This window comes from Marinobacter sp. B-12 (assembly GCF_056857915.1).
Genome location: NZ_JBSXOB010000028.1, coordinates 43097 through 68813, shown reverse-complemented (window position 1 = coordinate 68813; position 25717 = coordinate 43097). Strand labels below are relative to the sequence as shown.

General features: G+C 57.8%; 24 protein-coding genes. 10 read left to right on the top strand and 14 right to left on the bottom strand.

Annotation, left to right across the window (positions count from 1 at the left end; all coding sequences use genetic code 11):
• The first annotated feature begins 248 nt into the window (after positions 1-248).
• Positions 249-1178: a 2-hydroxyacid dehydrogenase gene (locus AC13D2_RS03025; protein WP_300497356.1), complete on the top strand. Its 930-nt coding sequence runs from the start codon at positions 249-251 to the stop codon at positions 1176-1178.
• 37 nt (positions 1179-1215) lie between these two features.
• On the opposite strand, the gene AC13D2_RS03020 is transcribed toward AC13D2_RS03025, so the two are convergent.
• Positions 1216-2568 carry a hypothetical protein gene (locus AC13D2_RS03020; protein ID WP_300497354.1) on the bottom strand — a complete coding sequence of 451 codons (1353 nt, stop codon included), beginning with the start codon at positions 2566-2568 and terminating at the stop codon, positions 1216-1218.
• 317 nt (positions 2569-2885) lie between these two features.
• On the opposite strand from AC13D2_RS03020, the gene AC13D2_RS03015 reads away from it, so the two are divergent.
• From AC13D2_RS03015 to AC13D2_RS02995, 5 genes are all read left to right on the top strand, one after another.
• Positions 2886-4055, top strand: a complete 1170-nt coding sequence (locus AC13D2_RS03015) for an acyl-CoA dehydrogenase (RefSeq protein ID WP_300497351.1) — start codon at positions 2886-2888, stop codon at positions 4053-4055.
• A gap of 247 nt (positions 4056-4302) precedes the next feature.
• Positions 4303-5499: an acyl-CoA dehydrogenase family protein gene (locus AC13D2_RS03010; protein WP_292046708.1), complete on the top strand. Its 1197-nt coding sequence runs from the start codon at positions 4303-4305 to the stop codon at positions 5497-5499.
• Between the two features lie 10 nt (positions 5500-5509).
• Positions 5510-6652 carry an acyl-CoA dehydrogenase family protein gene (locus tag AC13D2_RS03005; protein ID WP_292046709.1) on the top strand — a complete coding sequence of 381 codons (1143 nt, stop codon included), beginning with the start codon at positions 5510-5512 and terminating at the stop codon, positions 6650-6652.
• Between the two features lie 18 nt (positions 6653-6670).
• Positions 6671-7432: a class II aldolase/adducin family protein gene (locus AC13D2_RS03000; protein WP_482938208.1), complete on the top strand. Its 762-nt coding sequence runs from the start codon at positions 6671-6673 to the stop codon at positions 7430-7432.
• A 175-nt stretch (positions 7433-7607) separates the two neighbouring features.
• Positions 7608-8063 (top strand): MaoC family dehydratase, encoded by a 456-nt coding sequence (locus AC13D2_RS02995; RefSeq protein ID WP_482938207.1) that lies wholly within the window; start codon positions 7608-7610, stop codon positions 8061-8063.
• Between the two features lie 82 nt (positions 8064-8145).
• Here AC13D2_RS02995 and AC13D2_RS02990 read toward each other — a convergent pair whose 3' ends face one another.
• From AC13D2_RS02990 to AC13D2_RS02935, 12 genes are all read right to left on the bottom strand, one after another.
• Complete coding sequence (locus tag AC13D2_RS02990) at positions 8146-9294, bottom strand: ABC transporter substrate-binding protein (RefSeq protein WP_482938206.1); 1149 nt, start codon at positions 9292-9294, stop codon at positions 8146-8148.
• 53 nt (positions 9295-9347) lie between these two features.
• Positions 9348-10055: an ABC transporter ATP-binding protein gene (locus AC13D2_RS02985; RefSeq protein ID WP_300497340.1), complete on the bottom strand. Its 708-nt coding sequence runs from the start codon at positions 10053-10055 to the stop codon at positions 9348-9350.
• Entirely contained in the window at positions 10042-10812 is a 771-nt protein-coding gene (locus tag AC13D2_RS02980) for an ABC transporter ATP-binding protein (RefSeq protein WP_288076036.1), read from the bottom strand. The genes AC13D2_RS02985 and AC13D2_RS02980 overlap by 14 nt, the downstream gene beginning before the upstream one ends.
• Entirely contained in the window at positions 10805-11836 is a 1032-nt protein-coding gene (locus AC13D2_RS02975) for a branched-chain amino acid ABC transporter permease (protein ID WP_482938205.1), read from the bottom strand. Before AC13D2_RS02975 ends, AC13D2_RS02980 begins: the two co-directional genes overlap by 8 nt.
• 2 nt (positions 11837-11838) lie before the next feature.
• Complete coding sequence (locus AC13D2_RS02970) at positions 11839-12702, bottom strand: branched-chain amino acid ABC transporter permease (protein WP_292046718.1); 864 nt, start codon at positions 12700-12702, stop codon at positions 11839-11841.
• 162 nt (positions 12703-12864) lie between these two features.
• Entirely contained in the window at positions 12865-14526 is a 1662-nt protein-coding gene (locus AC13D2_RS02965; protein WP_292046719.1) for a long-chain fatty acid--CoA ligase, read from the bottom strand.
• 22 nt (positions 14527-14548) lie between these two features.
• On the bottom strand, positions 14549-15328 hold the full coding sequence (gene surE / locus AC13D2_RS02960) for a 5'/3'-nucleotidase SurE (RefSeq protein WP_292046761.1): 780 nt from the start codon (positions 15326-15328) through the stop codon (positions 14549-14551).
• A 14-nt stretch (positions 15329-15342) separates the two neighbouring features.
• Positions 15343-16407: a phosphotransferase gene (locus AC13D2_RS02955; RefSeq protein ID WP_482938204.1), complete on the bottom strand. Its 1065-nt coding sequence runs from the start codon at positions 16405-16407 to the stop codon at positions 15343-15345.
• Positions 16408-16576: 169 nt separating this feature from the next.
• Entirely contained in the window at positions 16577-17344 is a 768-nt protein-coding gene (locus AC13D2_RS02950) for an SDR family NAD(P)-dependent oxidoreductase (RefSeq protein WP_292046721.1), read from the bottom strand.
• A gap of 163 nt (positions 17345-17507) precedes the next feature.
• Positions 17508-18710 (bottom strand): acyl-CoA dehydrogenase family protein, encoded by a 1203-nt coding sequence (locus AC13D2_RS02945; protein WP_292046722.1) that lies wholly within the window; start codon positions 18708-18710, stop codon positions 17508-17510.
• 24 nt (positions 18711-18734) lie between these two features.
• Positions 18735-19175, bottom strand: a complete 441-nt coding sequence (locus AC13D2_RS02940; RefSeq protein ID WP_292046724.1) for a PaaI family thioesterase — start codon at positions 19173-19175, stop codon at positions 18735-18737.
• A complete protein-coding gene (locus AC13D2_RS02935; RefSeq protein WP_292046725.1) occupies positions 19175-19969 on the bottom strand; it encodes an SDR family NAD(P)-dependent oxidoreductase in 795 nt (264 codons plus the stop codon). Before AC13D2_RS02935 ends, AC13D2_RS02940 begins: the two co-directional genes overlap by 1 nt.
• A gap of 138 nt (positions 19970-20107) precedes the next feature.
• On the opposite strand from AC13D2_RS02935, the gene AC13D2_RS02930 reads away from it, so the two are divergent.
• On the top strand, positions 20108-21694 hold the full coding sequence (locus tag AC13D2_RS02930) for a class I adenylate-forming enzyme family protein (RefSeq protein ID WP_300497326.1): 1587 nt from the start codon (positions 20108-20110) through the stop codon (positions 21692-21694).
• A 1-nt stretch (position 21695) separates the two neighbouring features.
• Here AC13D2_RS02930 and AC13D2_RS02925 read toward each other — a convergent pair whose 3' ends face one another.
• Positions 21696-22436 (bottom strand): enoyl-CoA hydratase/isomerase family protein, encoded by a 741-nt coding sequence (locus tag AC13D2_RS02925; RefSeq protein WP_482938203.1) that lies wholly within the window; start codon positions 22434-22436, stop codon positions 21696-21698.
• A gap of 171 nt (positions 22437-22607) precedes the next feature.
• On the opposite strand from AC13D2_RS02925, the gene dctP reads away from it, so the two are divergent.
• The 3 genes from dctP to AC13D2_RS02910 all read left to right on the top strand — a co-directional run bounded on the left by dctP (position 22608) and on the right by AC13D2_RS02910 (position 25594).
• On the top strand, positions 22608-23657 hold the full coding sequence (gene dctP / locus AC13D2_RS02920) for a TRAP transporter substrate-binding protein DctP (protein WP_482938202.1): 1050 nt from the start codon (positions 22608-22610) through the stop codon (positions 23655-23657).
• Positions 23658-23738: 81 nt separating this feature from the next.
• Positions 23739-24287 (top strand): TRAP transporter small permease subunit, encoded by a 549-nt coding sequence (locus AC13D2_RS02915; RefSeq protein WP_300497319.1) that lies wholly within the window; start codon positions 23739-23741, stop codon positions 24285-24287.
• A complete protein-coding gene (locus AC13D2_RS02910; RefSeq protein ID WP_007155586.1) occupies positions 24284-25594 on the top strand; it encodes a TRAP transporter large permease in 1311 nt (436 codons plus the stop codon). Before AC13D2_RS02915 ends, AC13D2_RS02910 begins: the two co-directional genes overlap by 4 nt.
• Positions 25595-25717 lie beyond the last annotated feature (123 nt).

Below are 25717 nucleotides of genomic sequence, written 5' to 3'. Positions count from 1 at the left end.
GTGCCCGGACTACCGGGGCTTTGTTCGGATAGTAAGAAAAGATGCGATATTTTAATCGCTGCAGATATCAAGTACCAGAAACCATTATCAAAAGTCGTGCCAAACATGAAACACTCTTCCTTTATGTTTCAATTCTCTACCAATATTGCGATACACAACCCCGGGTTTACGGGCAATCTGCGGTATATTATTCTGCAATGTGAAACTTAATAACCGAATTCAAAGTCGCTGACAACCCCGGAGAGCACATGAAAGTTCTATTTGTAGCAGGAGACCCCAAACCGGAGCGCTGGACCGTTCCTATCAAGGAACTGCTTCCGGAAGCCGAGATTCACGTTTGGGACGCCAGCGGCCCGGTGGTCGATGCCGATTACGCCATTGTCTGGCAACCACCGGAACAACTGTTCGAGCGCGAGAAAAAGCTTAAAGCCGTGTTTAACCTCGGGGCGGGCATCGACGGGTTGCTGGCCGTGCCCAATCTACCGCCCCAACTGCCCATCGTGCGCCTGGAAGATGCCGGCATGTCCGCGCAGATGGCGGAATACGTGTTGCACCAGCTGTTGGAAGCCAACCGGGGCATGGAAACCTACCGCGAGCAGCAACGCCAAGGCACCTGGAAAATTCATCGCCCAATCAAGCGCAGCGATTGGCCAGTAGGCGTCATGGGGCTTGGCCATATTGGCAAGCGGGTGGCGCGCACCCTCGCCGGCCTGGATTACCGGGTCAATGGATGGGCCCGTAGCGAGCACGATCTGGAGGGCGTCTCGACCTTTTCCGGTACCGAAAACCTGCCCGATTTCCTGCAATCAACCCGCGTTCTGGTCAACACTCTGCCACTGACCGACGAAACCCGGGGCATTCTCAACCATCAGCACCTGAGCCAACTCATGCCCGATGCCGTGGTGATCAACGTGGGCCGGGGAGAACACCTGGTGGAAGAGGACCTGATTAAAGCCATAGAAGACGGCCATGTCGCCCGGGCCTCCCTGGATGTGTTTCGCCAGGAACCCCTGCCCGCGGATCATCCCTTCTGGCAGCGACCGGAGATCACCATTACGCCACACATTTCGGCGCGGACCCTGAGGGAGGCCACCCTGGAGCAGATCACCGGTAAGATCCAGGCACACTATAATGGTCAGCCGATTTCCGGCATCGTGGACCCCAGCCGGGGCTACTGAACCACTGAACATTGGCGCCGCTCATGGTATGCATCAATCAGCTCGTGACCGGCGCCATCACAAACATCCCCCACAACATCAGCAATAACAGCGGAATGGAGAGCAGGACAAAAGCGCCGTTCCAGCCAAACGCCACCACCCAGCGTGACACCTGCCCGAATCGTGACAGCAACATGACAGCCGGGCCAAACGGCGACAGCATCATCGCCAGGGAGAAACCAATCACCAGGGCGACTGCAACCGGCAGAGGGTTCACACCCTCGGCGACCAATTGCGGCATCAACCCAGCCTGAATACTCAGCACCGTAATCGGGATAATGCCGATGGCTGAGAGCATCGGCATCATCAATAACCCACACACGGCCAGTAAAAACACCCCCAGCTCACCAGTCGCCATGCCTGCCAGGGCATCCGCCGGAATCACCGAGACCAACGCCACGCCCAACCCCGCAGAACCTGCGAAGATGGACATCTCGTTGCTCATGCCGAGCATATTGTCAGAGGCTTCCCGCACCGCCATAGCTGGCGAACGATCGTGCCAGAACATATAAAGAAGGGTGACCACCGGCACCACCAGCATGGCGGCCACTGACACCCTCAGTTCCGTTAACTGCACCAGCAGGCCCATCGACGTAAAGATGATCAACACCAGCAGCAACAGTCGCCCACTTCCGGCCGGCCAAGCTTCCAGCGGTTCGCGCTCACCGCTGACCCGACGAAAACGCTTATGCTCCAGCCCCCATCCCACCAGAATCAGCAATACCGCACTGCCAATGCCATAGGGCAACAGGCCCGACCAGCTCAGGGAGGGCACTTCGCGGGTAATAATGGCGACTGCAACACTGGTTGGCGCTACCAGCGGCACCAGCGCAAATCCCCGCAATGTACTGATCAGCACACTGCGCAACCAGCGCACCCGCGAGGCCCCGGTAATGCCCCGCTGCCGCAGGGTGTCCGACAGCGTGCCGCAAAGCAGGTTCATCACCCCGAAGCTCAGCACCGACGCAATGCCGCAACTCACCACGGCGTATTTCGGATACAGCAGCGCCGGACGACCACCCAGCAACACATCGTGTATACGCTGCAGCACCTCGAGACGGCGAACCAGGCATTGCATCATCCCCAGGCTTCCCAGGAACGCTGCATAAAAAGCAGCTTTGGACGCGGCACGAATCAGATCCTCGGCTGCCAACTGCCCGATGAAGCCCAGATAACCGATTACAACCAGCGAGATCAGGAACAGGTAACGGGAATACGATTGCAATCGCCTCAGCGCCAGCGTGAAATAAAGCATAAACAACACACCCGCAAAGGCACTGAGCGCTATGCTGGAAAGGCAAAGCGCCAATAGTTCCAGAAAAACCGCAGCAGGAACCAGAAAACGGCTCATAGCAGATTACTGCCCTTCGTTGATGGTATCGGTTGCATTTCAAACAGACCCGGATTAGTCTTCAACAGCCAATATACAAAACTTAGTTCCGCTATACGAAACTATATCAACATTAATGACATGGCAAGCCCACCCCTTCCCTCCTTAGAAACGGAAGACCACAATGGGAGCCATGTCTGATGAAAACGGGAGATGCCAGGTGCGCGTTTATCTACGACGGATTACGAACACCCTTCGGTCGATACACTGGCGCACTGGCCAGGGCACTGCTGCTGAAATTGAACGAGTGAACAACTAATTTTCTGAGGAGATACACCATGGCTTCCGCACCTTGGGATGACCTGCTGCAATTCGATAAACAACTGGATGAAACCGAGCGTCAGGTTCGGGACAGCATCCGTTCGTTCTGCGATCAACGTCTGATGCCTGGCATTACCGAAGCAAACCGGCATGAGAAGTTCGACCGTTCCATTTTTACCGACATGGGCGAGCTGGGCATGCTTGGCGCCACCCTGCCGGAAGAATACGGCGGCCCCGGCCTGAACCACGTGTGCTATGGCCTGATCGCCCGTGAAGTGGAACGGGTGGACTCCGCTTACCGCTCAGCGCTGAGTGTCCAGTCGTCACTGGTTATTCACCCGATTCACGCCTTTGGTCAGGAAGCCCTGAAAAAACGCATCCTGCCCCAACTGGCATCCGGCGAAAAGGTGGGCTGTTTTGGCCTGACCGAGCCCAACCACGGGTCTGACCCGGGCAACATGGAAACCCGCGCCAAGAAAGTCGACGGCGGCTATCTGGTCAGTGGCTCCAAGACCTGGATCACCAACTCGCCCATTGCCGATGTTTGCGTGGTCTGGGCCAAGCTCGATGGCAAAATCACCGGTTTCGTGATCGAGCGCGAAGGTGCCAAGGGCCTGGACACGCCAAAGATTGAGGGCAAGTTTTCCCTGCGGGCTTCCGAGACCGGATCCATCTTTATGGACGAGGTCTTTGTCCCGGACGAGAACAAGCTTGACGTGGAGGGTCTGAAAGGTCCCTTCAGTTGCCTGAACAAGGCCCGTTTCGGCATCAGCTGGGGCTCCATGGGCGCTGCTGAGTTCTGCTGGCACGCGGCCCTCAATTACACCCTCGAGCGCAAGCAGTTTGGCAAGCCGCTGGCTGCCAACCAACTGATCCAGAAGAAGCTGGCGGATATGCAGACCGAGATCACCCTGGGCCTTCAGGGCGCCTTACAACTCGGCCGCATGATAGACGCCGGCAACTACTCGACGGACGCCATCTCCATGCTCAAGCGCAACAACTGTGGCAAGGCCCTGGATATCGCACGGGTGGCCCGTGACATGCACGGCGGCAATGGTATCTCTGACGAATACCATGTCATCCGCCACGTGATGAACCTGGAAGCGGTGAATACCTATGAAGGTACTCACGATGTCCACGCCCTGATCCTTGGCCGGGGACAGACCGGGATTCAGGCCTTTAGCTGAACCTGCCGCCCATCGTTCAAAAAGCAGAGCCTCGGCTCTGCTTTTTTGTGGACATAGAAAAGTCCCACAGCAGGACGGTGCCTTTGGAACCAACAAGGCAGTGAAATCAAATTTTGGTGCGAGTTGTAGTTACTCTGTGTTTTCTTGTTTCATTATCATTGACAGGAACGCAATCCATAAAAGATCATTGAGTAATTCTGCTATGCGGTATATATTTTCGCTGTAATGCATTTACGAGGTTAATTCGATGAACATGAACTACACCGCCGAGGAACTCGCCTTCCGTGACGAAGTGCGTGCGTTCCTGGATGAAAAGCTGCCGGCCGACATCGCCGCCAAAGTGAAAGGATTCCGCCGCCTGTCCAAAGAGGACCATCAGCGCTGGCAGAAAATCCTTTGCGAGCAGGGCTGGTACGCGACCCACTGGCCGGCAGAGTACGGCGGTGTAGAGTGGACGCCGGTGCAAAAGCACATCTGGGACGAAGAGTCCTGCCGTTACGGCGTTCCCCGCTCCATCCCGTTCGGGGTGAATATGGTGGCGCCGGTGATTATCAGGTTCGGCAGCGAGGAACAGAAACAGACGTACCTTCCGCGCATCCTCAGCGGCGAGGACTGGTGGTGCCAGGGGTATTCCGAACCCGGCGCGGGCTCTGACCTGGCGTCCCTTAAAACCCGTGCTGTACGTGATGGCGACCATTACATCGTTAACGGCCAGAAAACCTGGACCACCCTGGGCCAGCACGCCAACATGATCTTCTGCCTGGTGCGTACCAACACGGAGGTCAAGAACCAGGAAGGCATTTCGTTCCTGCTGATCGACATGAACACACCGGGCATTACCGTGCGCCCCATCATCACCCTGGATGGCGAGCACGAAGTCAACGAAGTGTTTTTCGAGGACGTGAAGGTGCCGGTGGAAAACCTGGTGGGCGACGAGGATAAAGGCTGGACCTACGCCAAGTATCTTCTGACCTACGAGCGCACCGGCCTGGCCGGTATTGGCATGTCGAAGGCAGCGCTGTCGCACCTGAAGAACCTGGCATCACGCCGCCTGAAGAACGGTCGACCGCTGCTTGAGGACCCTTCATTCAGCCAGCGCATCGCCAAAGTGGAAATCGACCTCACGGCAGCCACCATCAGCAACCTGCGGATTATTGCTTCTGTTGAAGGGGGCGGCGTGCCGGGCGCGGAGAGCTCCATGCTGAAAGTGAAAGGCACCGAAATCCGTCAGGCCATCAATGATCTCGCCCGCCGCGCGGTCGGGCCCTATGCCCTGCCGTTCCTGGAAGAAGAGATGGATATGGGTTACGAGGGCGACTTCCTGTCGGATAAAGATGCAGCTCCACTGTCGGCCCAGTATTTCAACAACCGCAAGCTGTCGATTTTCGGCGGATCCAACGAGATCCAGAAGAACATCGTGTCGAAAATGATTCTCGGGCTTTAAGGAGACGACCATGGATTTCCGACTTAACGAAGAGCAGCAGATGCTGCAGGACACCGTGGAGCGGCTGGTGCGCGGTGAGTACAGTTTTGAAAAGCGCCTGGCGTTCAGTGAGACGGAACTGGGCTTCAGCGCCGATTTCTGGCAGCAACTCAGCGAGCTGGGCCTGACCGCCGTACCTTTCTCCGAGGAACTGGGTGGCTTTGGCGGCAGTGGTGTGGAAGTTCAATCCGTTATGACTGAGCTGGGCCGCGGGCTTTGCCTGGAGCCTTATGTGCAGTCCATTATCCTGGGCGGCGGCCTGATTGGCCAGGCAGGCAACGACAGCCAGAAAAACACCTGGCTGGCCGGCATCGCCAGCGGAGAACTGAAAGCTGCGGTCGGCCTGCAGGAGCCCCAGAGTTTCTATGACCTGAATAACGTGGAAACCCGCGCCGAGAAAAACGGCGAGGGCTATGTTCTGAACGGCCGCAAGGCCGTCGTGATCAGCGGCCACTGTGCCGACCTGATCGTGGTGTCCGCACGCACCTCAGGCGACGCCCGCGATGCCGACGGCATCAGCCTGTTTGCCCTGACCCCGGATACCGCTGGCGTTGAGCGCCGCGCTTACCCCACCATCGACGGCTCCCGCGGCTGTGACATTACCCTGGACAACGTCCAGGTCGGTGGCGACGCGTTGCTGGGAGAAGAAGGCAAGGCTGCCGGGGTGATCGAGTATCAGGCCGGTCGCGCCATCGCCGCCATGTGCGCAGAGGCTGTGGGTGTCATGGAAATGGCCAATGAGCTGACCCTGGATTATCTCAAACAGCGCAAGCAGTTTGGCGTTCCCATTGGCCGGTTCCAGGTGCTGCAGCACCGTATGGTGGATATGATGTCGGAACTGGAACAGGCTCGCTCCATGGCGATTCTTGCCGCCAGCGTCGCCGACAGCGAACCCAGTGATGAACGTCGCCGCGTGCTGGCCGCTGCCAAGAACGTAATCGGCCGTGCCGGTCAGTTTATCTCCGAGGCCGGCATTCAGTCCCACGGCGGTATCGGCATGACCTGGGAGTACAACTTTGCCCACTACGCGAAGCGGCTGATCGCCATCAATCACCAGTTGGGCGATGACGATTTTCATCTGGAGCAGTACGCCACCCTGTTACAGGCAGGCTGACAGACCGAGGCTCTCATCATGACGACAACCGACGATCGGTCATCACAACGGGATCTGAGAAAAGCCGAATGGAAGGTCCGTACCGAGCTGGCCGCCGCCTATCGCCTGGTGGCGCTGTTTGGCTGGGACGACCTGGTATTCACCCACCTTTCTGCTCGGGTGCCGGGGCCGGATCATCATTTCCTGATCAACCCTTATGGGCTTCTGTTCCATGAAATCACCGCGTCGTCACTGGTGAAGGTGGATAAGGATGGCCAGGTGGTGGAGTCTGGCGGTCTCTCCCGCGTAAACCCAGCCGGATTTACCATTCACAGTGCTGTTCACATGGGCCGCGAGGATGCCGGGGCGGTGATGCACCTGCACGCGCCGGATGGGGTGGCTGTGTCCGCCCATCGGGATGGTCTGTTGCCCCTGAGCCAGACGGCGATGTTGTGCCTGAATCACCTGAGCTATCACGATTATGAAGGTGTGGCACTGAACCTGGATGAGCGGGAGCGGCTGATCAGAGATCTGGGCGACAAGTCGATGATGATGCTGCGCAATCACGGGGTGCTGACGGCGGGCAAGGACGTGCCGGAGACGTTCACCTATCTGTATTTTCTGATGAAGGCCTGCGAGATCCAGGTCAAGGCCCAGAGTTGCGGGCCAACCTGCATGCCGTCAGAGCAGGCCATACAGATAACCGCTGACCAGTCTCAGGAACTCGGCAGTGCGGCTGCGTTGACCTGGCCCGCATTGGTTCGGCTTCTGGATAGCAAGAGTCCTGGGTACGCTGTTTGAGTCTCTGACTTTGCACCTTGTGCGCCATGGAAGGCAGGGGTCTTGCCGGAACACGCTGTGAATACGTCCCTGTACGCTCGACAAAAACATCCATGTTTTTGACGGTCCCGGCAAGACCCCTGCCTTCCATGGCTTCTGCTTCAACCTGTTCCCATACCAATTAATGAGCGCAGATATGCTTTCAGTTGAATTAAACGATCTTGAACATTTTTGCGGTACCACCATTGGCCACAGCCCCTGGAAAACCATCACCCAGGAGATGATTCAGGCGTTTGCAGACGCCACGGGCGATCACCAGTGGATTCACCTGGACGTGGAGCGGGCCATGCGGGAAACGCCGTGGAAGAGCACCGTCGCCCATGGGTTTCTGACCGTGTCGCTGATTCCACTGCTGAATCAGGAGGTGATTGATGTGCAGGGCAAGAGCGCCAGTATTAACTACGGCATCAACAAACTGCGCTTTCCCGCTGCGGTGAAATCCGGGGCAGATATCCGCAGCAAGATGGAACTGCTGGATGTGTCCAGGGTGGATGATCATCGCACGCAGGCCATTTACCGCACCACCGTGGAAATTCGCGGGGAGGACAAACCCGCCTGTGTGGCGGAGAATCTGGTGATGTACGCGGCCTGACTGAGCGGCCACAAGCCGGAAACAACACTAAAAAGGGGCCCGCGGGCCCCTTTTCTGATTCAGACGGGTACTGGTGCTCCCATCATTTGATCTCTTCCCGAACAATCTCACCGTCTTCCACCACAGCCAGAGTCGTCTCCGTCACGAAACCACCATTTTCGGTCACTTCGGTGACTTCGTACGGGTTCTTGCGGGTGTCCATGTTTCTCAGGGCATCACCGATGGCCGCACGGATGGTTTTCGGATCGGTGGACTCGGTGGCGTCCATGGCTTCCACCAGAGCGTGCAACGCCAGGTAGTTGTAGGCGGCTTCGGAGCCAGGCATTTTGTCGTACTCGGCCTTGTAGCGCTCGATGAAATCTTTGGCCGCCGGGGTTTCATAGACGCTCAATGGCACCACGCCGATAGCGCCTTCCACCATGTCCAGACCACCGGCTACCTGGGCCACTTCGTCAATCTTGGCCTGGTCCATCACGATAAAGCCGCCCTGGAAGCCCATCTGGCGGGCCTGTTGCACCACCAGTCCCGTGGGCTCAGAGGCGCCGCCCACAAACATCACGTCCGGGCTTTCCGAGATGATACGACTGACACCGGTAAAGAAATCCGCAGATTTGTTGTAATCCATGGGGTTATCAGAAACCACTTCTCCGCCTTTGGACTCCCACTCCTTCTTGATCATGGCGCCCCAGATTTTGGCGTATTCGTGGGTTGCGCCTCCCATGCCCAGCTTCTTGCCCTCGTGTTCCAGGGCGTAGTTGGTAAATGCCCGAACGTAGCCATCAAAGGTGGGAGGAATACGCAACGTCAGGCTGTTGCCCTTCTCGGTGATGCTGGGCACGCTGGAGTAGGCCATCACCAGGAAATTGTCTTTCTCGTTGAAGTCCTGGAGGGCAAAAATGCCACCGGAGTGAGGCACGAACACCGCCGACACGTTGGACTCCTGTTTCAGTCGCTTGGCGTTGGTGGCCGCCTGCGCCGGTGAGTAACGATCGTCCAGGGGGACCAGATTGACCGTGGTCTTTTCGCCGTTCAAGTCAAAACCGCCCGCCGTGTTGATTTCCGCCACCGCCATTCGCAGTCCGGACAGCGTGTTTTCACCGTATAACGCAGCGCCGCCACTCAGCGGGCCGGTGAATCCAATGTTGACTTCGCCCGCCACTACACCGGCGGACAGGCTCATACCCAGGGTTGCCGCCGCGACAGCCTGACCCAGTTTTCTGACTATTTTCATTGTTGTCTCCTGGTTTTGTTGTGCGTGTCACTCTGAAGGTTGTTGTAGGCCGGTCAGGCCCCGATATACGCCTTGCGGACCTGCTCATTGCCCAGCATCGTCTCCCGGTCGCCTTCCATTACCAGGTGGCCGTTTTCCATAACATACGCCCGGTGGGCAATCTTGAGAGCCGCAAAAGCATTTTGCTCTGCCAGCAGCACCGTTGTGCCAAGGCTGTTGATCTGCTTGATGGTTTCGAACACTTGCTTGACCACCAACGGAGCCAGGCCAAGGGATGGCTCATCCAGCATCAGCAATCGGGGGCGGCTCATCATGGCACGGCCGATGGCCACCATCTGTTGTTGACCACCGGATAGCGCGCCGGCAGGCTCGTCGGCCTTGTCTGCAAGGATCGGGAACAGCTCCAACACCTGGTTCAGGCGTTTGCGGTTGCCCTGTCGATCACGACGGTGCACATAGGCACCCATCATCAAATTCTGCATGACGCTCATTTGCGGAAACAGTTTGCGCCCTTCAGCACACTGCACCACGCCGCTGGCAACGACCGCGCTGGCCTTCATACCATTGAGCTGCTTATCTTCGAACCGGATCTTCCCGGCCGCCGGTTTTGCCAGGCCACTAATGGCATTGAACAGACTGCTTTTACCCGCGCCGTTGGCCCCTAGCAGAACGACCAGTTCCCCAGTATCCACGGTCATCGAAATATCGGTCAGTGCCTTGAAGCTGCCGTAGCAGACGTCCACCTGATTAAGCTGCAGCATCTTCGTCACCTCCCAGGTAGGCCTCGATCACCACCGGATTATTGCGCACCTCTTCCGGCGTGCCCTCGGCGATCTTTTCTCCGTGATCCAGCACCATGATCTTGTCCGCCAGGCTCATGATCATGTCCATCTTGTGCTCGATCAGGCACACGGTGAGCCCTTTTTCATCCACCATCTTGCGCATCAGCGCGGCGAAACCGACGGTTTCTTCCGGATTGACCCCGGCCGCCGGTTCATCCAGCAGGACGATCTTGGGGTCGGTCGCCAGTGCCAGGGCAAAGGCCACCCGCTTGCGTTCTTCCTGGGTGATGTCGGCGATAAACTGCCCGGCAACGTGGGCAAGGCCCACAAATTCCAGGGCTTCCATGGCCTTGTCCCGCGCAGCCTTCTCTTCACGTTGCAGGCGTTTGCTGTTGATCAGCACGTCCCACAGCCCAGATTTGGTTCGCAGCCGGTGTCCCACGATCAGGTTGTCCAATACGGTTGCCTGCTCAAACAGGTTGGTTGTCTGGAAGGTCCTGCCCACACCCAGGCGTGCGACCTTGTCGCTGGGCAGATTGGTGACATCCACGCCGTCCAGCAGGATACGGCCGGAGCTGGGTTGGTGCAGGCCGGAAATAAGGTTGAAAAAGGTGCTTTTGCCAGCACCATTGGGGCCGATAATGGCGTTGATCTTGCCGGTTTCGAACTCCACCGACACATCGTTCACCGCCGCCAGACCGCCAAACATTTTGGTGACGTGTTCTACCTTAAGCATTGCTCTCTGCCTCCCGGTTCTGCGCGGTGTTGACCTTCTTCTCCTGGCGTTTTTTCGTGGGCGCCAGTGCCTGGGACTTGCGATGCATCCAGGTCAGGAAGGATCCGGTAATGCCCCGGGGGAAGAAAATCACCAGCAGTACCAACAGTGGCCCGAAAATGATCATTCGATACTCTTCCAGGAACTGCAGTGACTGGGTGATCCACACAATGCCCACGGTGCCCAGCAGCGGCCCCATGATGGTGCCGACCCCGCCCACCAACAGGTAGGTGATCATGTCGAAGGTATGGTTGATATTGGCCTCCTCCGGACCGATGAACCGAACCATGCCGGCATACAGCGCACCAGCCAGACCGGCATAGGTCGTGGACAGCACAAAGGCCAGGACCTTGTTGCGCATCAGATTGATACCGAGGGACTGGGCCAGTTCATCGCCGTTGCGGATGGCGATAAAGGTACGACCCAGCAGGGACTTGGACAAACGCCCCATGAACCAGATTGCGAGCACCAGGAAGGCCAGCACCAGGTAATAGAATGGGGTGGTGTCTGTAAAGTCCACCAGCCCAAAGCCATAGGGCGCGGCGATGTCTCGGACACCAATGGCGCCATGGGTCAGCTCTTCCCACTTGTCGATCAGCAGGTAGATGATGAAGCCCACACACAGGGTGAAAATGGCAAAGTAATGCTCTTTCAGGCGCAGCGAGACGATGCCCACAAGGAACCCGAGCACCGCGGTCATCACCAGCGCGCCCAGGAACGCTGGCCAGAAGCTCCAACCGTAATCAGCGGTCAGTAGGCCAAGAGTGTAGGCACCGATGGCAAAAAAACCGCCGTGGGCCAGGTTCAACTGGCCGCAAAAACCGGTAATGATGTTCAGGCCGTAGACCGCGATCGCCCAGACAAAGGCGGTAGCCATCACGTACACCTGGTACTCATTCGCGGCGACCAGAGGGAACAGTATGGCGAAGGCCAGCATCAGGTATTTGGCGGCGGGCGTCATCAGCAGGGAAGCGACTTTGAACATGATCAGTGCGCCCCCTTCGCAAACAGGCCCTGTGGACGGACTGAGAGAATCAGCACCAACAGACCGAAGGCGATGATGTCCTTATAGGACGTCGAGATGTAAAAGCCTCCGAGGGCTTCGGCGAAACCGATGATCATGCCGCCGGCAATGGCGCCGGGCACGCTACCCATGCCGCCAAGGATGATAATGACGAAGGCTTTCATGATGACCAGGTGCCCCATGGCGGGATACACCAGATTGATGGGTGCATAGAGTGTGGCGGCAAACGCGGCCAGCATGCCCGAAATCGCAAACGTCATCATGGCCACCCGGTTGGCATCAATGCCCACCAGGAAGGCACCGTCCCGGCTCTGTGCCATGGCGATAATGGTCGCCCCCGTCATGGTCTTGCGCAGGAAGAGCTGCAGCGCCACCACCAACACGAACGCCCCCGCAATAATCAGCAGGCGCTGCTCAGGAATAATGAGTCCGTCGAAATTCATGATGCCGGTAAACGGCGATGACATGCGGCGGAAGTCCGATCCCCAGAACATCTGCACCACCGCTTCCAGGAACAGCAGAATACCGATGGCGGCGATCTTGTCGTGGATCGGTGGCGAATGCCTCAGCGGATGGAACACCAGGCGCTCACACAGTATCGCCAGAACAGCGACCACCGCGGCCGAACCGGCCATGGCGATCCAGTAATGCGCACCCAGATCCACCATGAAAAAGTAGGACATGAATGCCCCGACCATGTAGAGCGCGCCGTGTGCGAAATTGGGGATATGAAGTATCCCGTAAACCAGGGTCAGGCCCAGGGCTACGAGACCGTAGATACTGCCCAGGGTTAACCCATTGACGATTTGTTGTAAGAAAAGGCTCAAGTGTGCTCCTCCGCTGTTTTGTTGTTGTAGCAAGTTATGCGGTTTTGGGCAGGGCCTTGCGACCCATCAATCAGCTTGATGAAACAGTTACACTGAGCGTCTCAGTTGTCAATATTTAGAATTTGGTTTCGCAGTGCAGAACATTAATCGTGAGTTTGAACGTTAACCTTTGGTCTTCCATTCCTCTTCCTGCAGCGCACGCCACATCAACTTACCCGTGGGTGACTTAGGCAGCTCATCCACAAACTCAATGATTTCAGGCACTTTGTAAGCGGCCATCTGTTCCTTGCACCAACTGACGATATCCGCTTGGGATGCGTCTGCCTCCGGCGTCAGTACGATGCAGGCTTTCACGGTCTCCCCGCGTTTGGGGTGGGGCGATGAAATGACACACACTTCGTGGATGGCCGGGTGCCGGTACATCAGTCCTTCCACTTCCGAGGGCCACACTTTGAAGCCGGACGCGTTGATCATCCGTTTGACCCGATCCACCATGAAGAAATAGCCCTCTTCGTCGTAATAAGCGAGGTCACCGGTGCGGAAAAACCGTTTGCCGTCAATGTCGACGAACGCCGCCTCGGTTTCAGCCGGGCGATTCCAGTACCCCTGGGTTACCTGGGGGCCGTTGGAGACAATTTCCCCCACCTCGCCCGGGCCTTTCTCTTCCAGGGTCTCAACGTCAATGATGCGGCTATCCACATCAAACACAGGAATGCCCAGACACTGGGGTTTGGGATGTTTGGACGGGTTGATATGGGTGGCGGCCATGGTTTCCGACAGACCATAACCCTCGATGTAATCCAGACCGGTCATGGTCTTGAGTTTGGCAGCCACCGCTTCCGGCATCGCCGCTCCGCCACCACCAATGGTGTTGAGGCTGGAGAGATCGTATTGGCCAATCTCCGGATTCGACAGAAAATCCACCGCCATGGTGACAATGTTGGTCCAGCCGGTGATCCGGTATCTTTCTATCAGCCGGGCGGCGGTGGTGCGGTCCCAGCGCGTCATAATAATGGTGGTCGAACCGCTGAAGATGGGGCTGTTCATGGAACCGGTCATACCGGTCACATGGAAGAACGGCAACGTCGCCAACTGGACTGTGTTGGCCGTACTCAAATTCCAGAACGCCCGGTGAACCGCTGTGGCCATGACACTGTGGTGGGTGTGCATACAACCCTTGGGCGCGCCGGTGGTCCCGGAACTGTAGGGAATCACCGCCAGGTCGTCCGGGCCGGCTGTGTGCTCTGCCGGCTTGTGATTCCCGGCCAGCGCCTGTTCCCAGCTCACCACGCCCGGAACGTCTTTGGACCAGGCCGGTGCGGCCACCTCCGCTGGCAAATCCAGGTCGGTGTCCTTATTGATGTAGGTGTTATAGGACGCCACCACCACCTGTTCAAGATCCGTGCTGTCCAGCATCGGCAGGATAAAACCGGCCAGTTCCTGACCGGCCAGGCATACCCTTGAACCGGTATCCGCAATGTAGTGTTCCAGCTCAGCAGCCCGGTTCATCGGGTTCACCGGAATCACCACCGCGTCGGCACGGAGTATGGCGTAGTAGGAAACGACATACTGGGGGGAGTTCTGCATGTAGAGCAGAACACGATCACCTTTCTCCACACCCTGCGCCTGGAGATAACCCGCCATCGCTTCAACCTCAGCCAACAACTGGCGGTAACGCATCGGTGCATCGTAATAGATGACGGCCGTGTGGTCCGGGTACCGCAGAGCTGAGATTTCCAGGTTGGTGAAAACGCTGGTGTCAGGCAGCGTCATGGTTTTTGGCAACTCTTTTGGCCAGACGCTGTGGTGGCGTGTAAATGTCATTGTTGTGATCCTCTCAGTCAATTCAGTGAGCCGCAGCAGCAGCCAGATCGAATGTTCCAGTACCCCCGGGCAAGCCTTCCCGGTGACGCAAGGGCGTTATCGCAATGACTTTTTCCCGCAGCACGGTAACGTCCTCATCCGGTGCGGTAATGTGCCGCGAGCTGCGATCGAACCCGAGCCACCAGTAAGGCAGGTTGCGGGCGTCCTGACCTGCCAGCAGGCGGGGCTGCTGAATGGAGCCGGTGGATTGGCGACACCATTGCGCCTGCCGGATCACCCCGGCTTCGCAGGCCGGAAAGTTCACATTCCAGGCACGGTTCTCGCCGGGTTGCCAGAGCTTACGAATGACCTGCTCGCCAAACACCGACACCGGCGACCAGTCAACGCCCTCCCGGCTCAGGAAGGCCTGGCTCAGGGCAATGGCGGGTATACCCATATGCTCGGCGCTGAGCACCGCGCCCACGGTTCCGGAGTATTGCACTGAATCACTGATGTTGGCGCCGCAGTTCACCCCGGACAGCACCAGATCCGGCGGGCTGTCACCAAACCATTTGGCCATCGAGTACAACACACAGTCTGCGGGCGTACCGGACACGGCGTAGCGTTTCTCACCATTTTCATACACCCGTAGCGGGTCGTGGATGGAGATACTCTGCCCGGCGCCACTGCGATCATGCTCCGGCGCCACCACCCAGACCTCTTCCGCCAGGTTGCGGGCAATACGTTCAAGAATCGCCAGGCCCGGTGCGTTGATACCATCATCGTTGGTAATCAGAATGCGACGAACCATCGGTTCAGTTATTGCAGCAGGCTCACTCATGACCGGTCTCCTTCACTGGCTATTTTCCAGCCCGCTTCCGCCAGCTGACTCGCACGTTTGCCCACCTGCAGGGCATCGGCATTGGCGGCATTACCCTGCAGCGCGCGGGCATAGACCCCCTGAACAATCGCCGCCAGACGGAACAGGGAAAACGCCAGGAACACATGCCAGTCGGCGATGCCCTCGCGACCGGTCTGTTGGCAGTAACGGGTAATGGTTTCCTGCTCAGTGGGAACGCCCAGGGCTTCCAGATCCTCTCCCAGCAAACCGCGGGAACCTTCCATGTCCGAAGGCAGGTGGTACGGCAGGCAGTAATAGGCCAGATCCGCCAGCGGATGTCCCAGGGTGGACAACTCCCAGTCCAGAATGGCGATCACGTCCGGCCTGTCCGGCGCCAGCATCAGGTTGCCAAAGCGGTAGTCACCATGGGCAATGGCGCACTCATCGGTGGATGGCAGATTTTTCGGCAGCCAGTCCATGAGCTTGTCCATGGCGGGCTGCTCGTCCGTTTTCGACGCCAGGTACTGCTTGGTCCAGCGGGATACCTGCCGTGCCACATAACCTTCCGGACGGCCATAATCCCCAAGGCCGACCTGATTAACATCCACCGAGTGCAATGCTGCCAGTGTGTCGATAGCCGACCGATGAGCCGACAATCGCTCCTGACGATCCAGCGCCCGCAGTGCCGGATGGCTGACGATGCGGCCTTCCAGATAATCCATGACGTAGAACGGTGTGCCGATGATGCTGCTGTCTTCACACAAAGCACGGGTGGCCGGTACTGGCACATTCGTGTGCTCAGACAAAGCGCGCATGACTTTGTATTCTCGTTCCACCATGTGGGCGGAGGGCAGTGTTTTCCCGGGCGGCTTTTTGCGCAGTACGTATTGGCCGCTATCGGTGTCCAGCAGAAAAGTAGGGTTGGACTGCCCACCTTGAAATTGTTTCACGTCCAACCTGTCACCAAAGCCATCAATGGCTTTCTGAAGCCAGGCGAGGAGTTGCGATTCATCGAATTGGTGGGCTGGCAAAACGTCTACCAGGTCTGGGTTCATGGTCATCTTTGCTGTTGCCTTCCTTTGTTACATGGTTGCCCGGCATTGGGGGCAGCGGCCGGCGGGTGGAGGTGTCTTTCTTCCGGGAAAAAGAACTCGCGGCGCTCAGACATCTTTTTCCCTGCACAAAGACACCCCCACCCACCTGCCTTGGCATGCTTTTGGTGATGGCTTCTTAACAGATGGTTTCGCCGCCGTCGGCGACGATGACCTGGCCGGTGACATACGCGCTGGCCTTGGTTGACAGGAAAACGGCCAGGCCGGCGATGTCGACCGGATCACCAATTCTACGCAGTGGGGTTTTGTCTTCGGCGCGTTTAACGCGGACCGGGTCTTCCCACAGGGCTCTGGCAAAGTCGGTTTTGATCAGACCGGGTGCGATGCTGTTCACGCGGATGCCCTTTGGCCCCCACTCCACAGCCAGATTCCGGGCCAGCGCTGCTTCGGCGGCCTTGGATACGCCGTAGGTACCGATGGTGGTATTGCCGCGGATTCCAGCAATGCTGGACAGCAGCACGACGGCACCTTCACCTTTCTCGGCCATCTGCGGCAGCACCATGTTGGTGAGCCAGAAGGTGCCTTTGACGTTGGTGTCCATGATCTTGTCCCAGGCTTCGTCGGTCATTTCGGCGGTGGTGCCGTAGACCGGGTTGGTGGCGGCGTTGCACACCAGCACGTCGATGGAACCCCAGGCTTTGTTGGTTTTATCCACCAGGTTCTGCAGGTCTTCCTTCTTACCCACATGGCAGGGAATGGCGATGGCTTCGTAGCCCTGCTCTTTCAATTCGTTGGCGACCTGCTCACAGGCATCGGCCTTGCGGCTGGAGATCACCACTTTGGCGCCCAGGCGGGCCATTTCCTCGGCGATGGAACGGCCGATGCCTTTGGTGGAACCGGTGATCAGGGCGACTTTTCCGGTCATGTCAAAAAGCGGATTTACCATCTTTCGATCCTCATGCACTGAAGCTTGGGAGTGGCCGGGGTGATGTCCTTCCGGGACTGTGCAAAACAGGGATGTTTTGCTCAAGCCTACATGGACGTATTCACGGCGTGTCCTGGAAGGACATCACCCCGGCCGCTCTCCCCCTGATTCAGAGGTTGTCGTATTAGCGGTATTGGCGAAGTTCGATCTTGGCAACAGAATCCAGATGCACCTCATCCGGCCCGTCCGCCAGCCGTAAAGTCCGCACCTTGGCCCAGGCTTCGGCCAGGAAGGTATCCTGAGACACTCCGGCACCGCCGTGAACCTGAATCGCCCGGTCCAGTACCTTCAGCGCCATGCTCGGCGCGATCACCTTGATCATCGCAATCTCCTGACGAGCCACCTTATTACCAACGGTATCCATCATGTGCGCCGCTTTCAGGGTCATCAGCCGCGCCTGCTCAATTTCCATGCGACTGCGGGCAATGTCCTTGCGAATGGAATCGAAACTGGACAGCGGCTTACCGAAAGCCTCGCGGGCATTGGCCCGCTTGCACATCATCTCAAGGGCACGCTCGGCAACCCCGATGGTGCGCATACAATGATGAATACGGCCCGGCCCAAGGCGGCCCTGGGCAATTTCAAAACCGCGGCCCTCACCCAGCAGAATGTTGCTCACCGGCACCCGCACATTGTCATAGTGAATCTCGGCATGACCATGAGGCGCATGGTCATAGCCAAACACCGTCAGCGGGCGGATCATCTTCACGCCCGGCGTGTCCAGCGGCACCAGAATCATCGACTGTTGCTTGTGCTTCTCGGCGTCTGGATCGGTCTTGCCCATAACAATGGCGATTTTAGAGGTCGTGGTCATGGCACCGGACGACCACCACTTGCGACCATTGATCACGTATTCATCGCCTTCGCGACGAATTTCACAGGCAATATTGGTGGCATCGGAAGAAGCCACGTCGGGTTCAGTCATGGAAAAACAGGAGCGGATTTCGCCATCAAGCAGTGGCCTCAGCCATGTATCTTGCTGCTCTTTATTGCCGTAGCGAGCGATGGTTTCCATGTTGCCGGTGTCCGGCGCCGAGCAGTTGAACACCTCCGGCGCCATGGCGGAGCGCCCCATGACTTCACACAGATGGGCGTACTCATAATTGGTCAGACCAGCGCCGAATTCGCTGTCGGGCAGGAACAGGTTCCAAAGTCCCGCGGCTTTCGCCTTGACCTTCAACTCCTCGACGATCGGTACCGGAGCCCAGCGATTCTCCGCCTGCTCGACCTGTTCATGGTGCTTGTGCTCATTCGGGTAAATATGGGCGTCCATGAATTCGTGAAGCTGCGCCTGCAGTTTTTTTGCGTTGTCAGACAGCTCAAACATTCCAGTACCTCATTGGTTGAAGGATCAGATTGGCACGCCTTCCGGCTTCTCACTTCCGGAGCGAATTCGGAAGGTGCCTTCGGCGATGGCCAGGAGGTTACCCTTGTCGTCGTGAACCTCTCCGGTGCTGTTGAAAATCCGGGTGCCGCCGGCTCGCTTGCGGCCCGTGACCCGGATGGTTCCTCCGGAACACTGTCCGGTGAACGTCGTCGTCAGCGACAGGGTAATGGCCTTGCGTATCCGGCCGGGGTGCGGGCAGTAAGTGCCGGCCTCGGCCATTACTATATCCAACAGCGACGTCAAAACTCCGCCGTGAATCACACCGCCCAGATTGAGGTGGCAGGGCTGCAGCTCCAGGCCAATCACCGCCTCGTTCTCCTCCCAGGACAACTGGTGATACCCCAGCAGATTGTGAAATCCAGGCAGGTCCTGGCCACCACGGATATGCAGGCTGTCTTCATTCATTACACTTTCATTCCTGGCAAGTTGAGAGAGGCAGTGTTGCCGCCATCCACGGGCAAAGACTGGCCAGTGATGTAGCTGGCGTCATCACTGGCCAGGAATAGAATGGCGGCAGCAATTTCTTCCGGCGCACCATAGCGCCGCAATTCGCACCGTGATCCCAGCTTATGAGCTTTCTCATTGGCGCGGGCATAGTCAAAAACAGCCTGGGTCATGCCGGTTTCCACCAGCCCCGGGCACACCGCATTGACGCGTACGTTGTCGTTACCGAGATCGCAGGCTGCGGTCATGGTGAGGTTGATCACCCCGGCCTTGGAGGCACTGTAAGCATTGCCGCCGGCACCCGAGCGAAGACCGGCCACCGAGGCGGTATTAACAATCGAGCCTAGCTTGCGGGCCTGCATATGAGGCGCAACATGCTTTATAAACAGCATGGTGCCAATCAGATTCACCGCCAGCACCTGTTCCCATTCGCCCCGGTCGTTACCGGTAATATCGGGGTGACCACCGCTGGTGCTGGCGATGCCGGCAACGTTGCACAGAAGGTCGATCCGCCCAAAGGTAGAGATGGTTTCTTCCACCAGTGCGCTGACCTGTCCCTCATCAGACACATCACCAACGCGACGCAGGGTTTCGACTCCCTCGGGCATCAGGCCCTCGGTATCCAGCAGGCCAGCCTCGGACATATCCATCATCACCACCTGCGCGCCCTCCCGCGCCAGGCGAACCGCCGTGGCCCTGCCGATGCCACTACCGGCCCCGGTGACGATGGCGACCCGCTTGTCGAAACGCCCCATGCCGATGCTCCTTTTGTTGTGTTTGTTAGCGTCGTAAATTCGTCGTGACTGTAATTTGTCACGCCTTCCGGTTTTGAGTCAATATATTCGGAAGTAAATTTCACTAGATAAAACACTCATACAACAATAGGCGAAAAAATGAAAAACACGCAGCACATGCCCGTCTATGCCCCCACCGATCCAGAGGAGTCCATGGAGGCCATTGGCCAACGCATCCAACACCTCGCCCTCGAACGCCCGGACCATATCGCTCTCATCGATGGCGAGACCCAACTCAGCTGGCAGACACTTGCCAGGCAAGCTAACCGCATTGCCAACCGGCTGCGATCTGCTGGTCTGAAACGGGGCGATGCCGTAGCGGGATTATCAGAAAACAGCATCAATTATGTTGCTCTGTATCTAGGGACGCTGGTGGCCGGCGGTTGCATGGTGCCACTCTCGGGCATGGCGAGCGGAGACAGCCTGGCACTGATGCTGAATGACTGCGGGGCCCGCTTCCTGTTTGTTTCCAACAGGAATATCGAGCTCCTTGAAGGCATTGCCGATAAACTCGATACGCTCGGGCGCGATCAATGTATAGGGCTCGACAGTCACAGCCCGGGATTGCGTCAGGATCTTGAGTCCTGGCTGGGCGATATTGGCTCGGAGGCCCGTCCGGTACCAGTTACTCTGGATGATCCGTTCAATATCATTTACAGCTCCGGCACCACCGGCACCCCCAAGGGCATTCTTCACGACTACCGTTTCCGCCAGCGCCAGATGGTCCGAATGAGCCGCTTTGGGCTTGATGGCGACGCCATTAACCTGGTGTCCACGCCGATGTACTCCAACACCACGCTGGTGTCCGTACTGCCAACTCTGTTCTACGGCGGCACCCTGGTGCTGATGTCAAAGTTCGATGCCCGACGGTTCCTGGAAATGGCTGAACGCTACCACGTAACTCATGCCATGCTGGTGCCGGTCCAGTACCAGCGCATCCTCGCCGATCCGGAATTCGGTCGCTTCGACCTGTCCGCGTTCCAGCTCAAGCTGTGCACCAGCGCTCCCCTGAGGGCGAACGTCATCCAGGAAGCCATGGAACGCTGGCCGGGCAACATCCGCGAGGTGTATGGCCTGACGGAAGGCGGCATATCCACCAGCCTGGACTGCGCGGCCCACCCGGACAAATGGGACTCAGTGGGAAAACCCACGGAAGGCGCGGAAGTCCGGGTGATTGACGACGAGGGCAACGAGCTGCCCCAGGGCGAGACCGGGGAGATCGTCGGCCGCGCCATTTCCATGATGCGGGGTTATATCAACCGCGAGGAACAAACCCTGGCCATGCTCTGGACCAGCCCCGAGGGCTTGGTCTTCTATCGCAGCGGTGATATGGGCCGAGTCGACGAAGAAGGTTTTGTGTATATCCTGGACCGCCGCAAGGACATGATCATCTCCGGCGGCTTCAACATCTACGCCGTGGATCTCGAAACGGTGCTGTTGGCCCATCCCGCTGTCGCCGATGTAGCGGTAATTGGCATTCCCAGCGAGCAATGGGGCGAAACCCCGCTGGGGCTGGTGGTACGCAAGCCCGGCTGCACAGAGACTGAAGCAGAGATCCTCGAGTGGGCCAATCACCGACTGGGCAAAACCCAGCGCCTTGCCAACATTGAGTGTCGCCCGGAGCTGCCCCGATCTACCATTGGCAAGGTGTTGAAGCGTGAGTTACGGGCGCCTTACTGGCCCTGATCTAGCCCTTACCCATTCGCGCAAGGGCCGCCCGGCAGTCCTCCGACCGGAGCCTGTCGGCGAACACGGCGCGCTCCCGCTCAAGGGCCTCGCTCACCGCTTCCCGCCAGGGCGCCTTGATAAGGCGCTTACTGGCCCGCAGAGCGTCCCTGGGTTTGGTCGTGAGTGCGCTGGCCTGTGCCAATGCTTCGTCCACCGCCAGCCCGTCATCAACCACACGACTGACCAGGCCACATTCCCTGGCTTCCTCGCCGTCCAGGGTGTCACCCATCAACAACAGATCCGCGGTACGCCGGGAACCCAGGTGCAACGGCATGGTCACGGTAGACGCAGCCTCCGGCACCAGTCCCAGATCCACAAAGGCGGTCTTGAACCGCGCGGAGCGGCCAGCAATGACGGAATCACAATGCAACAACAGGGTAGTACCGATCCCAATGGCCAGTCCTTCCACGGCAGCAATAACAGGCGTATCGCAAACCATCAGGGCTTCGATGAAGGCCAGACCGGCCGAGGGCTTTGGATTCTCATCCGTAGCGCGGGCGCGGAAATCATCGAGATCGTTGCCGGCGGTAAACACACCACCCTCACCACTGAGCACGATGGCATGCACGCTGGTATCGGCCGCTGCTTTGCTCACGGCTTCGGCCAGGGCCCGGTACATATCGCGAGTCAATGCATTTTTCTTGTCCGTCCTGCTGATCACCAGATGGGCCACACCTGGCTGATTTTGAGTGATGATCACGATGAACGCCTCCATGAACTAAACTTTGGTAATGGAATATCGGCAACCATCCTATTGCAAAAAGCAAAGTGTGTGATAGATTCAGATACGAGAATTCATTCTGCAGTCACTAATTCCGCATAGTGAAACAATGAACGGGACGTCCAACACAATAATGATCGAGGTCCAGCAATGAAGATACTAACCACCGCCAGAAAAACCCTGATTACGGTCGGTTCTGCCCTGACCCTGGGCCTGACCGCCGCACTGGCCAGCGCTCCGGCAGCTGCCGCTGAGGAAAGCTTTACCTGGAAGGTCCAATCCCATTGGCCTGGCTCCAGCAGTTCCTATGAAGACAGCCTGGTTCGACTCAAGACCATTCTTGAAGAGCGCACCGATGGCCGTCTGGAGCTGGAACTATACGAAGCGGGCTCGTTGTTCAAAGCCAAGGAAATCTTCAACGCTGTCAGCCGGGGCATTCTTGAAATGGGCACCATTTCTCCGGCTTACGCCCAGGACAAGATCACCCTCGCCGGTATTGCCTCGGGCCTGCCGTTTGCCTTCCGCAATGTATGGGAAGCCGCCTATTTCCACCAGGGCCTGGGTTTCGAACAGATGCTCCGCGATGAAGCGGCCAAGCACAATGTCTATTGGGCGACTGACAAGGTCTACCCAACCGAGATGGTGGTCAAGCAGCCCATTAACAGCTGGGATGACTTCACCAAGCTGAAAATCCGCTCCTCCGGTGCGCTACAGAGTTTTCTGACCGACGCCGGTGCCGCCGCATCCTACATCCCGGGCAGTGAACTTTACTCCGCCCTCGACTCCGGCATTGTTGACGGTGCCCACTGGGGGGCCTCCCAGGGCGCATTCAGCATGGGTCTGTATGAAGTTGCCAAATACCACGTACAGCCAGCACTGAACATTGCCGGCACCGACGTCATCATTGTCAGCCAGAAAGCGTTGAACAAGCTGCCCGAGGACATGCAGAACATCGTCAAGCAGGCTCTTGAGGAACAATTCTGGTTCCGTACCAATGAGTATCAGTACAAGGAACGCATCACGCTGTCCAAAGCCATCAACGAACACAATGTTCAGGTCAACACTTTGCCGGAGGACGTTCAGGACCGCCTGACCCAGACCGCACAGACGCTGTGGGATGAGGAAGGCAAGCGCAGCGATAACGCCCAGAAGGCGCTGGACATGCTGAAAGACTACCTGTCAGAGCTGGGCTATCTGTAAACGCCCGACACCTGCAACCGGCCGGGCCAGCTTTTCAGGCCCGGCTTTGCTTTTGAACGAACCGTTTCCCGGAGAATACCAATGGGTGTGTTGACCGCATTCATGAGAGGGGTTACCCGTCTCAATGATGTCATCGGGCGCGGGATAGCGCTGATCGTTTTTGCCATGTTCGCATTCCTGATCATGGAGGTGGCGTTTCGCTACCTGTTCAACTCACCCACGGTATGGACCAACGAACTGACCCAGATGCTGTTTGGCATCTACGCTGTCATGTCAGGGGGTTACATCATGGCCCACCGTGGCCATGTTAACGTTGACCTGCTGCACTCACACCTTCCGCCCCGCGGCCGTGCCGTGCTCGACATTCTGACGTCAACGGTATTCTTCATCTTCACCCTGGCCTTGCTGTACTTCGGCTACGACATGGCAAGTGAGTCCATTGCCAGCTGGGAAACCTCCTATTCCGCCTGGAACCCGCCTATCTGGCCGGTGAAAGCCGCCATTCCATTGGGCACTGGCCTGCTGGTTCTGCAAGGCATCGTCAAGTTACTGGAAGATATCGCAGTGGCCTTCAACCTCAGTTACTACACCCCCGAAACCCAAGACGACGCTAAAGGAGAGCCATTGTGAGTATCGAAATCCTCACGCTGCTGTTCTTCGGCTCCCTGCTGTTTTTCCTGCTTCTCGGCCTGCCACTGGCCTTTGTGCTGGGCGGCGTGTCCGTTGTCTTCCTCTACTTCACCTGGGGATTCGATTCCTTCTACATGGTGTCCTCGCAGATATGGGGCACCATGGAAAGCTTTACCCTGGTGGCGATACCCCTGTTTGTCTTCATGGCGATGATTCTGGAGCGAACCGGGGTTGCCAAAGACCTGTACCGCATGATGCATCTTTGGTGCGGCGGCCTGCGGGGTGGCCTCGCTATTGGTACCCTTGGCATCTGCGCCGTTTTTGCAGCCATGGTCGGAATCAGTGGCGCGGCGGTCGTCGCCATGGGCACCATCGCACTGCCGTCGATGCTTGAGCGGGGCTATGACAAGAAGATGGCCCTGGGTGTGATCAACACTGGCGGGGGCTGGGGCATACTGATTCCTCCCAGCATTCTGATGATCCTCTATGCCCTGATTACCGGTGTGTCGGTGGGCAAGATGTTCGCTGCCGGCATCATGCCCGGTATTCTGCTGATGGTACTGACCGCCATATACATCCTGGTGCGCTGCCACCTGCAGCCCGAACTGGCCCCCGCGCTGCCCAAGGAAGAGCGTGGCACCTGGCCGGAGAAGTTGCGTGCCCTGCGGGCGGTACTGCTGCCCATCGGTGTTGTGATCATGGTTCTGGGCTCCATCATTGGCGGCATTACCACGCCAACCGAAGCCGCCGCCATGGGCGTGCTCGGCGCTCTGATTTCCGCCGCAGTGTACCGGCAGTTCAAGTGGAGCATCCTGCAGGAAGCAGCGATCCGGACCTTCAAGCTCACCGGTATGATCATGTGGATCCTGTTCGCTGCCCACGCCTTCAGTGCTGCCTATCAGAGCATGGGCGCCCAGGATCTGATCGAGGGGCTGATGAACATGATTCCCGGCGGCCCCTGGGGCATCATTGTCGCCATGATGGTGATCGTGTTCCTGCTGGCCATGGTGCTGGATCCGGTCGGCATCATGTTGATCACGCTGCCGGTATTCATGCCCATCGTTGAATCCCTGGGATTTGACCCGATATGGTTCGGCATCCTGTTCGTGATCAATATGGAAATCGGCTACATGACGCCGCCTTTCGGTTTCAATCTGTTCTATCTGAAAGGGGTCGTACCACCGAGCATCACCATGAAGGATATCTACTCATCGATCATCCCCTTCGTGATTGTTGAGATTGTTGGCCTGGGATTGATCATGATCTTCCCGCAAATTGCCACCTATCTGCCGGATCTGCTGTTCTGAGCCGACTCTTTTCATTGCCGATCATAACCCTGCATGGATTGTTGCAGGCGGTTTAACAGAGGACTACCTTTAGGGAATCCCGATCAACGGACCCGGGATTCCCGATCACAAGGAGACGTTCTC

Excerpts from the sequence above, each read along its gene's own strand:
- AC13D2_RS03025 (WP_300497356.1), top strand. The coding sequence starts at position 249 with ATGAAAGTTCTATTTGTAGCAGGAGACCCCAAACCGGAGCGCTGGACC.
- AC13D2_RS03020 (WP_300497354.1), bottom strand. The coding sequence starts at position 2,568 with ATGAGCCGTTTTCTGGTTCCTGCTGCGGTTTTTCTGGAACTATTGGCG.
- AC13D2_RS03015 (WP_300497351.1), top strand. The coding sequence starts at position 2,886 with ATGGCTTCCGCACCTTGGGATGACCTGCTGCAATTCGATAAACAACTG.
- AC13D2_RS03010 (WP_292046708.1), top strand. The coding sequence starts at position 4,303 with ATGAACATGAACTACACCGCCGAGGAACTCGCCTTCCGTGACGAAGTG.
- AC13D2_RS03005 (WP_292046709.1), top strand. The coding sequence starts at position 5,510 with ATGGATTTCCGACTTAACGAAGAGCAGCAGATGCTGCAGGACACCGTG.
- AC13D2_RS03000 (WP_482938208.1), top strand. The coding sequence starts at position 6,671 with ATGACGACAACCGACGATCGGTCATCACAACGGGATCTGAGAAAAGCC.
- AC13D2_RS02995 (WP_482938207.1), top strand. The coding sequence starts at position 7,608 with ATGCTTTCAGTTGAATTAAACGATCTTGAACATTTTTGCGGTACCACC.
- AC13D2_RS02990 (WP_482938206.1), bottom strand. The coding sequence starts at position 9,294 with ATGAAAATAGTCAGAAAACTGGGTCAGGCTGTCGCGGCGGCAACCCTG.
- AC13D2_RS02985 (WP_300497340.1), bottom strand. The coding sequence starts at position 10,055 with ATGCTGCAGCTTAATCAGGTGGACGTCTGCTACGGCAGCTTCAAGGCA.
- AC13D2_RS02980 (WP_288076036.1), bottom strand. The coding sequence starts at position 10,812 with ATGCTTAAGGTAGAACACGTCACCAAAATGTTTGGCGGTCTGGCGGCG.
- AC13D2_RS02975 (WP_482938205.1), bottom strand. The coding sequence starts at position 11,836 with ATGTTCAAAGTCGCTTCCCTGCTGATGACGCCCGCCGCCAAATACCTG.
- AC13D2_RS02965 (WP_292046719.1), bottom strand. The coding sequence starts at position 14,526 with ATGACATTTACACGCCACCACAGCGTCTGGCCAAAAGAGTTGCCAAAA.
- AC13D2_RS02955 (WP_482938204.1), bottom strand. The coding sequence starts at position 16,407 with ATGACCATGAACCCAGACCTGGTAGACGTTTTGCCAGCCCACCAATTC.
- AC13D2_RS02950 (WP_292046721.1), bottom strand. The coding sequence starts at position 17,344 with ATGGTAAATCCGCTTTTTGACATGACCGGAAAAGTCGCCCTGATCACC.
- AC13D2_RS02945 (WP_292046722.1), bottom strand. The coding sequence starts at position 18,710 with ATGTTTGAGCTGTCTGACAACGCAAAAAAACTGCAGGCGCAGCTTCAC.
- AC13D2_RS02940 (WP_292046724.1), bottom strand. The coding sequence starts at position 19,175 with ATGAATGAAGACAGCCTGCATATCCGTGGTGGCCAGGACCTGCCTGGA.
- AC13D2_RS02935 (WP_292046725.1), bottom strand. The coding sequence starts at position 19,969 with ATGGGGCGTTTCGACAAGCGGGTCGCCATCGTCACCGGGGCCGGTAGT.
- AC13D2_RS02930 (WP_300497326.1), top strand. The coding sequence starts at position 20,108 with ATGAAAAACACGCAGCACATGCCCGTCTATGCCCCCACCGATCCAGAG.
- dctP (WP_482938202.1), top strand. The coding sequence starts at position 22,608 with ATGAAGATACTAACCACCGCCAGAAAAACCCTGATTACGGTCGGTTCT.
- AC13D2_RS02915 (WP_300497319.1), top strand. The coding sequence starts at position 23,739 with ATGGGTGTGTTGACCGCATTCATGAGAGGGGTTACCCGTCTCAATGAT.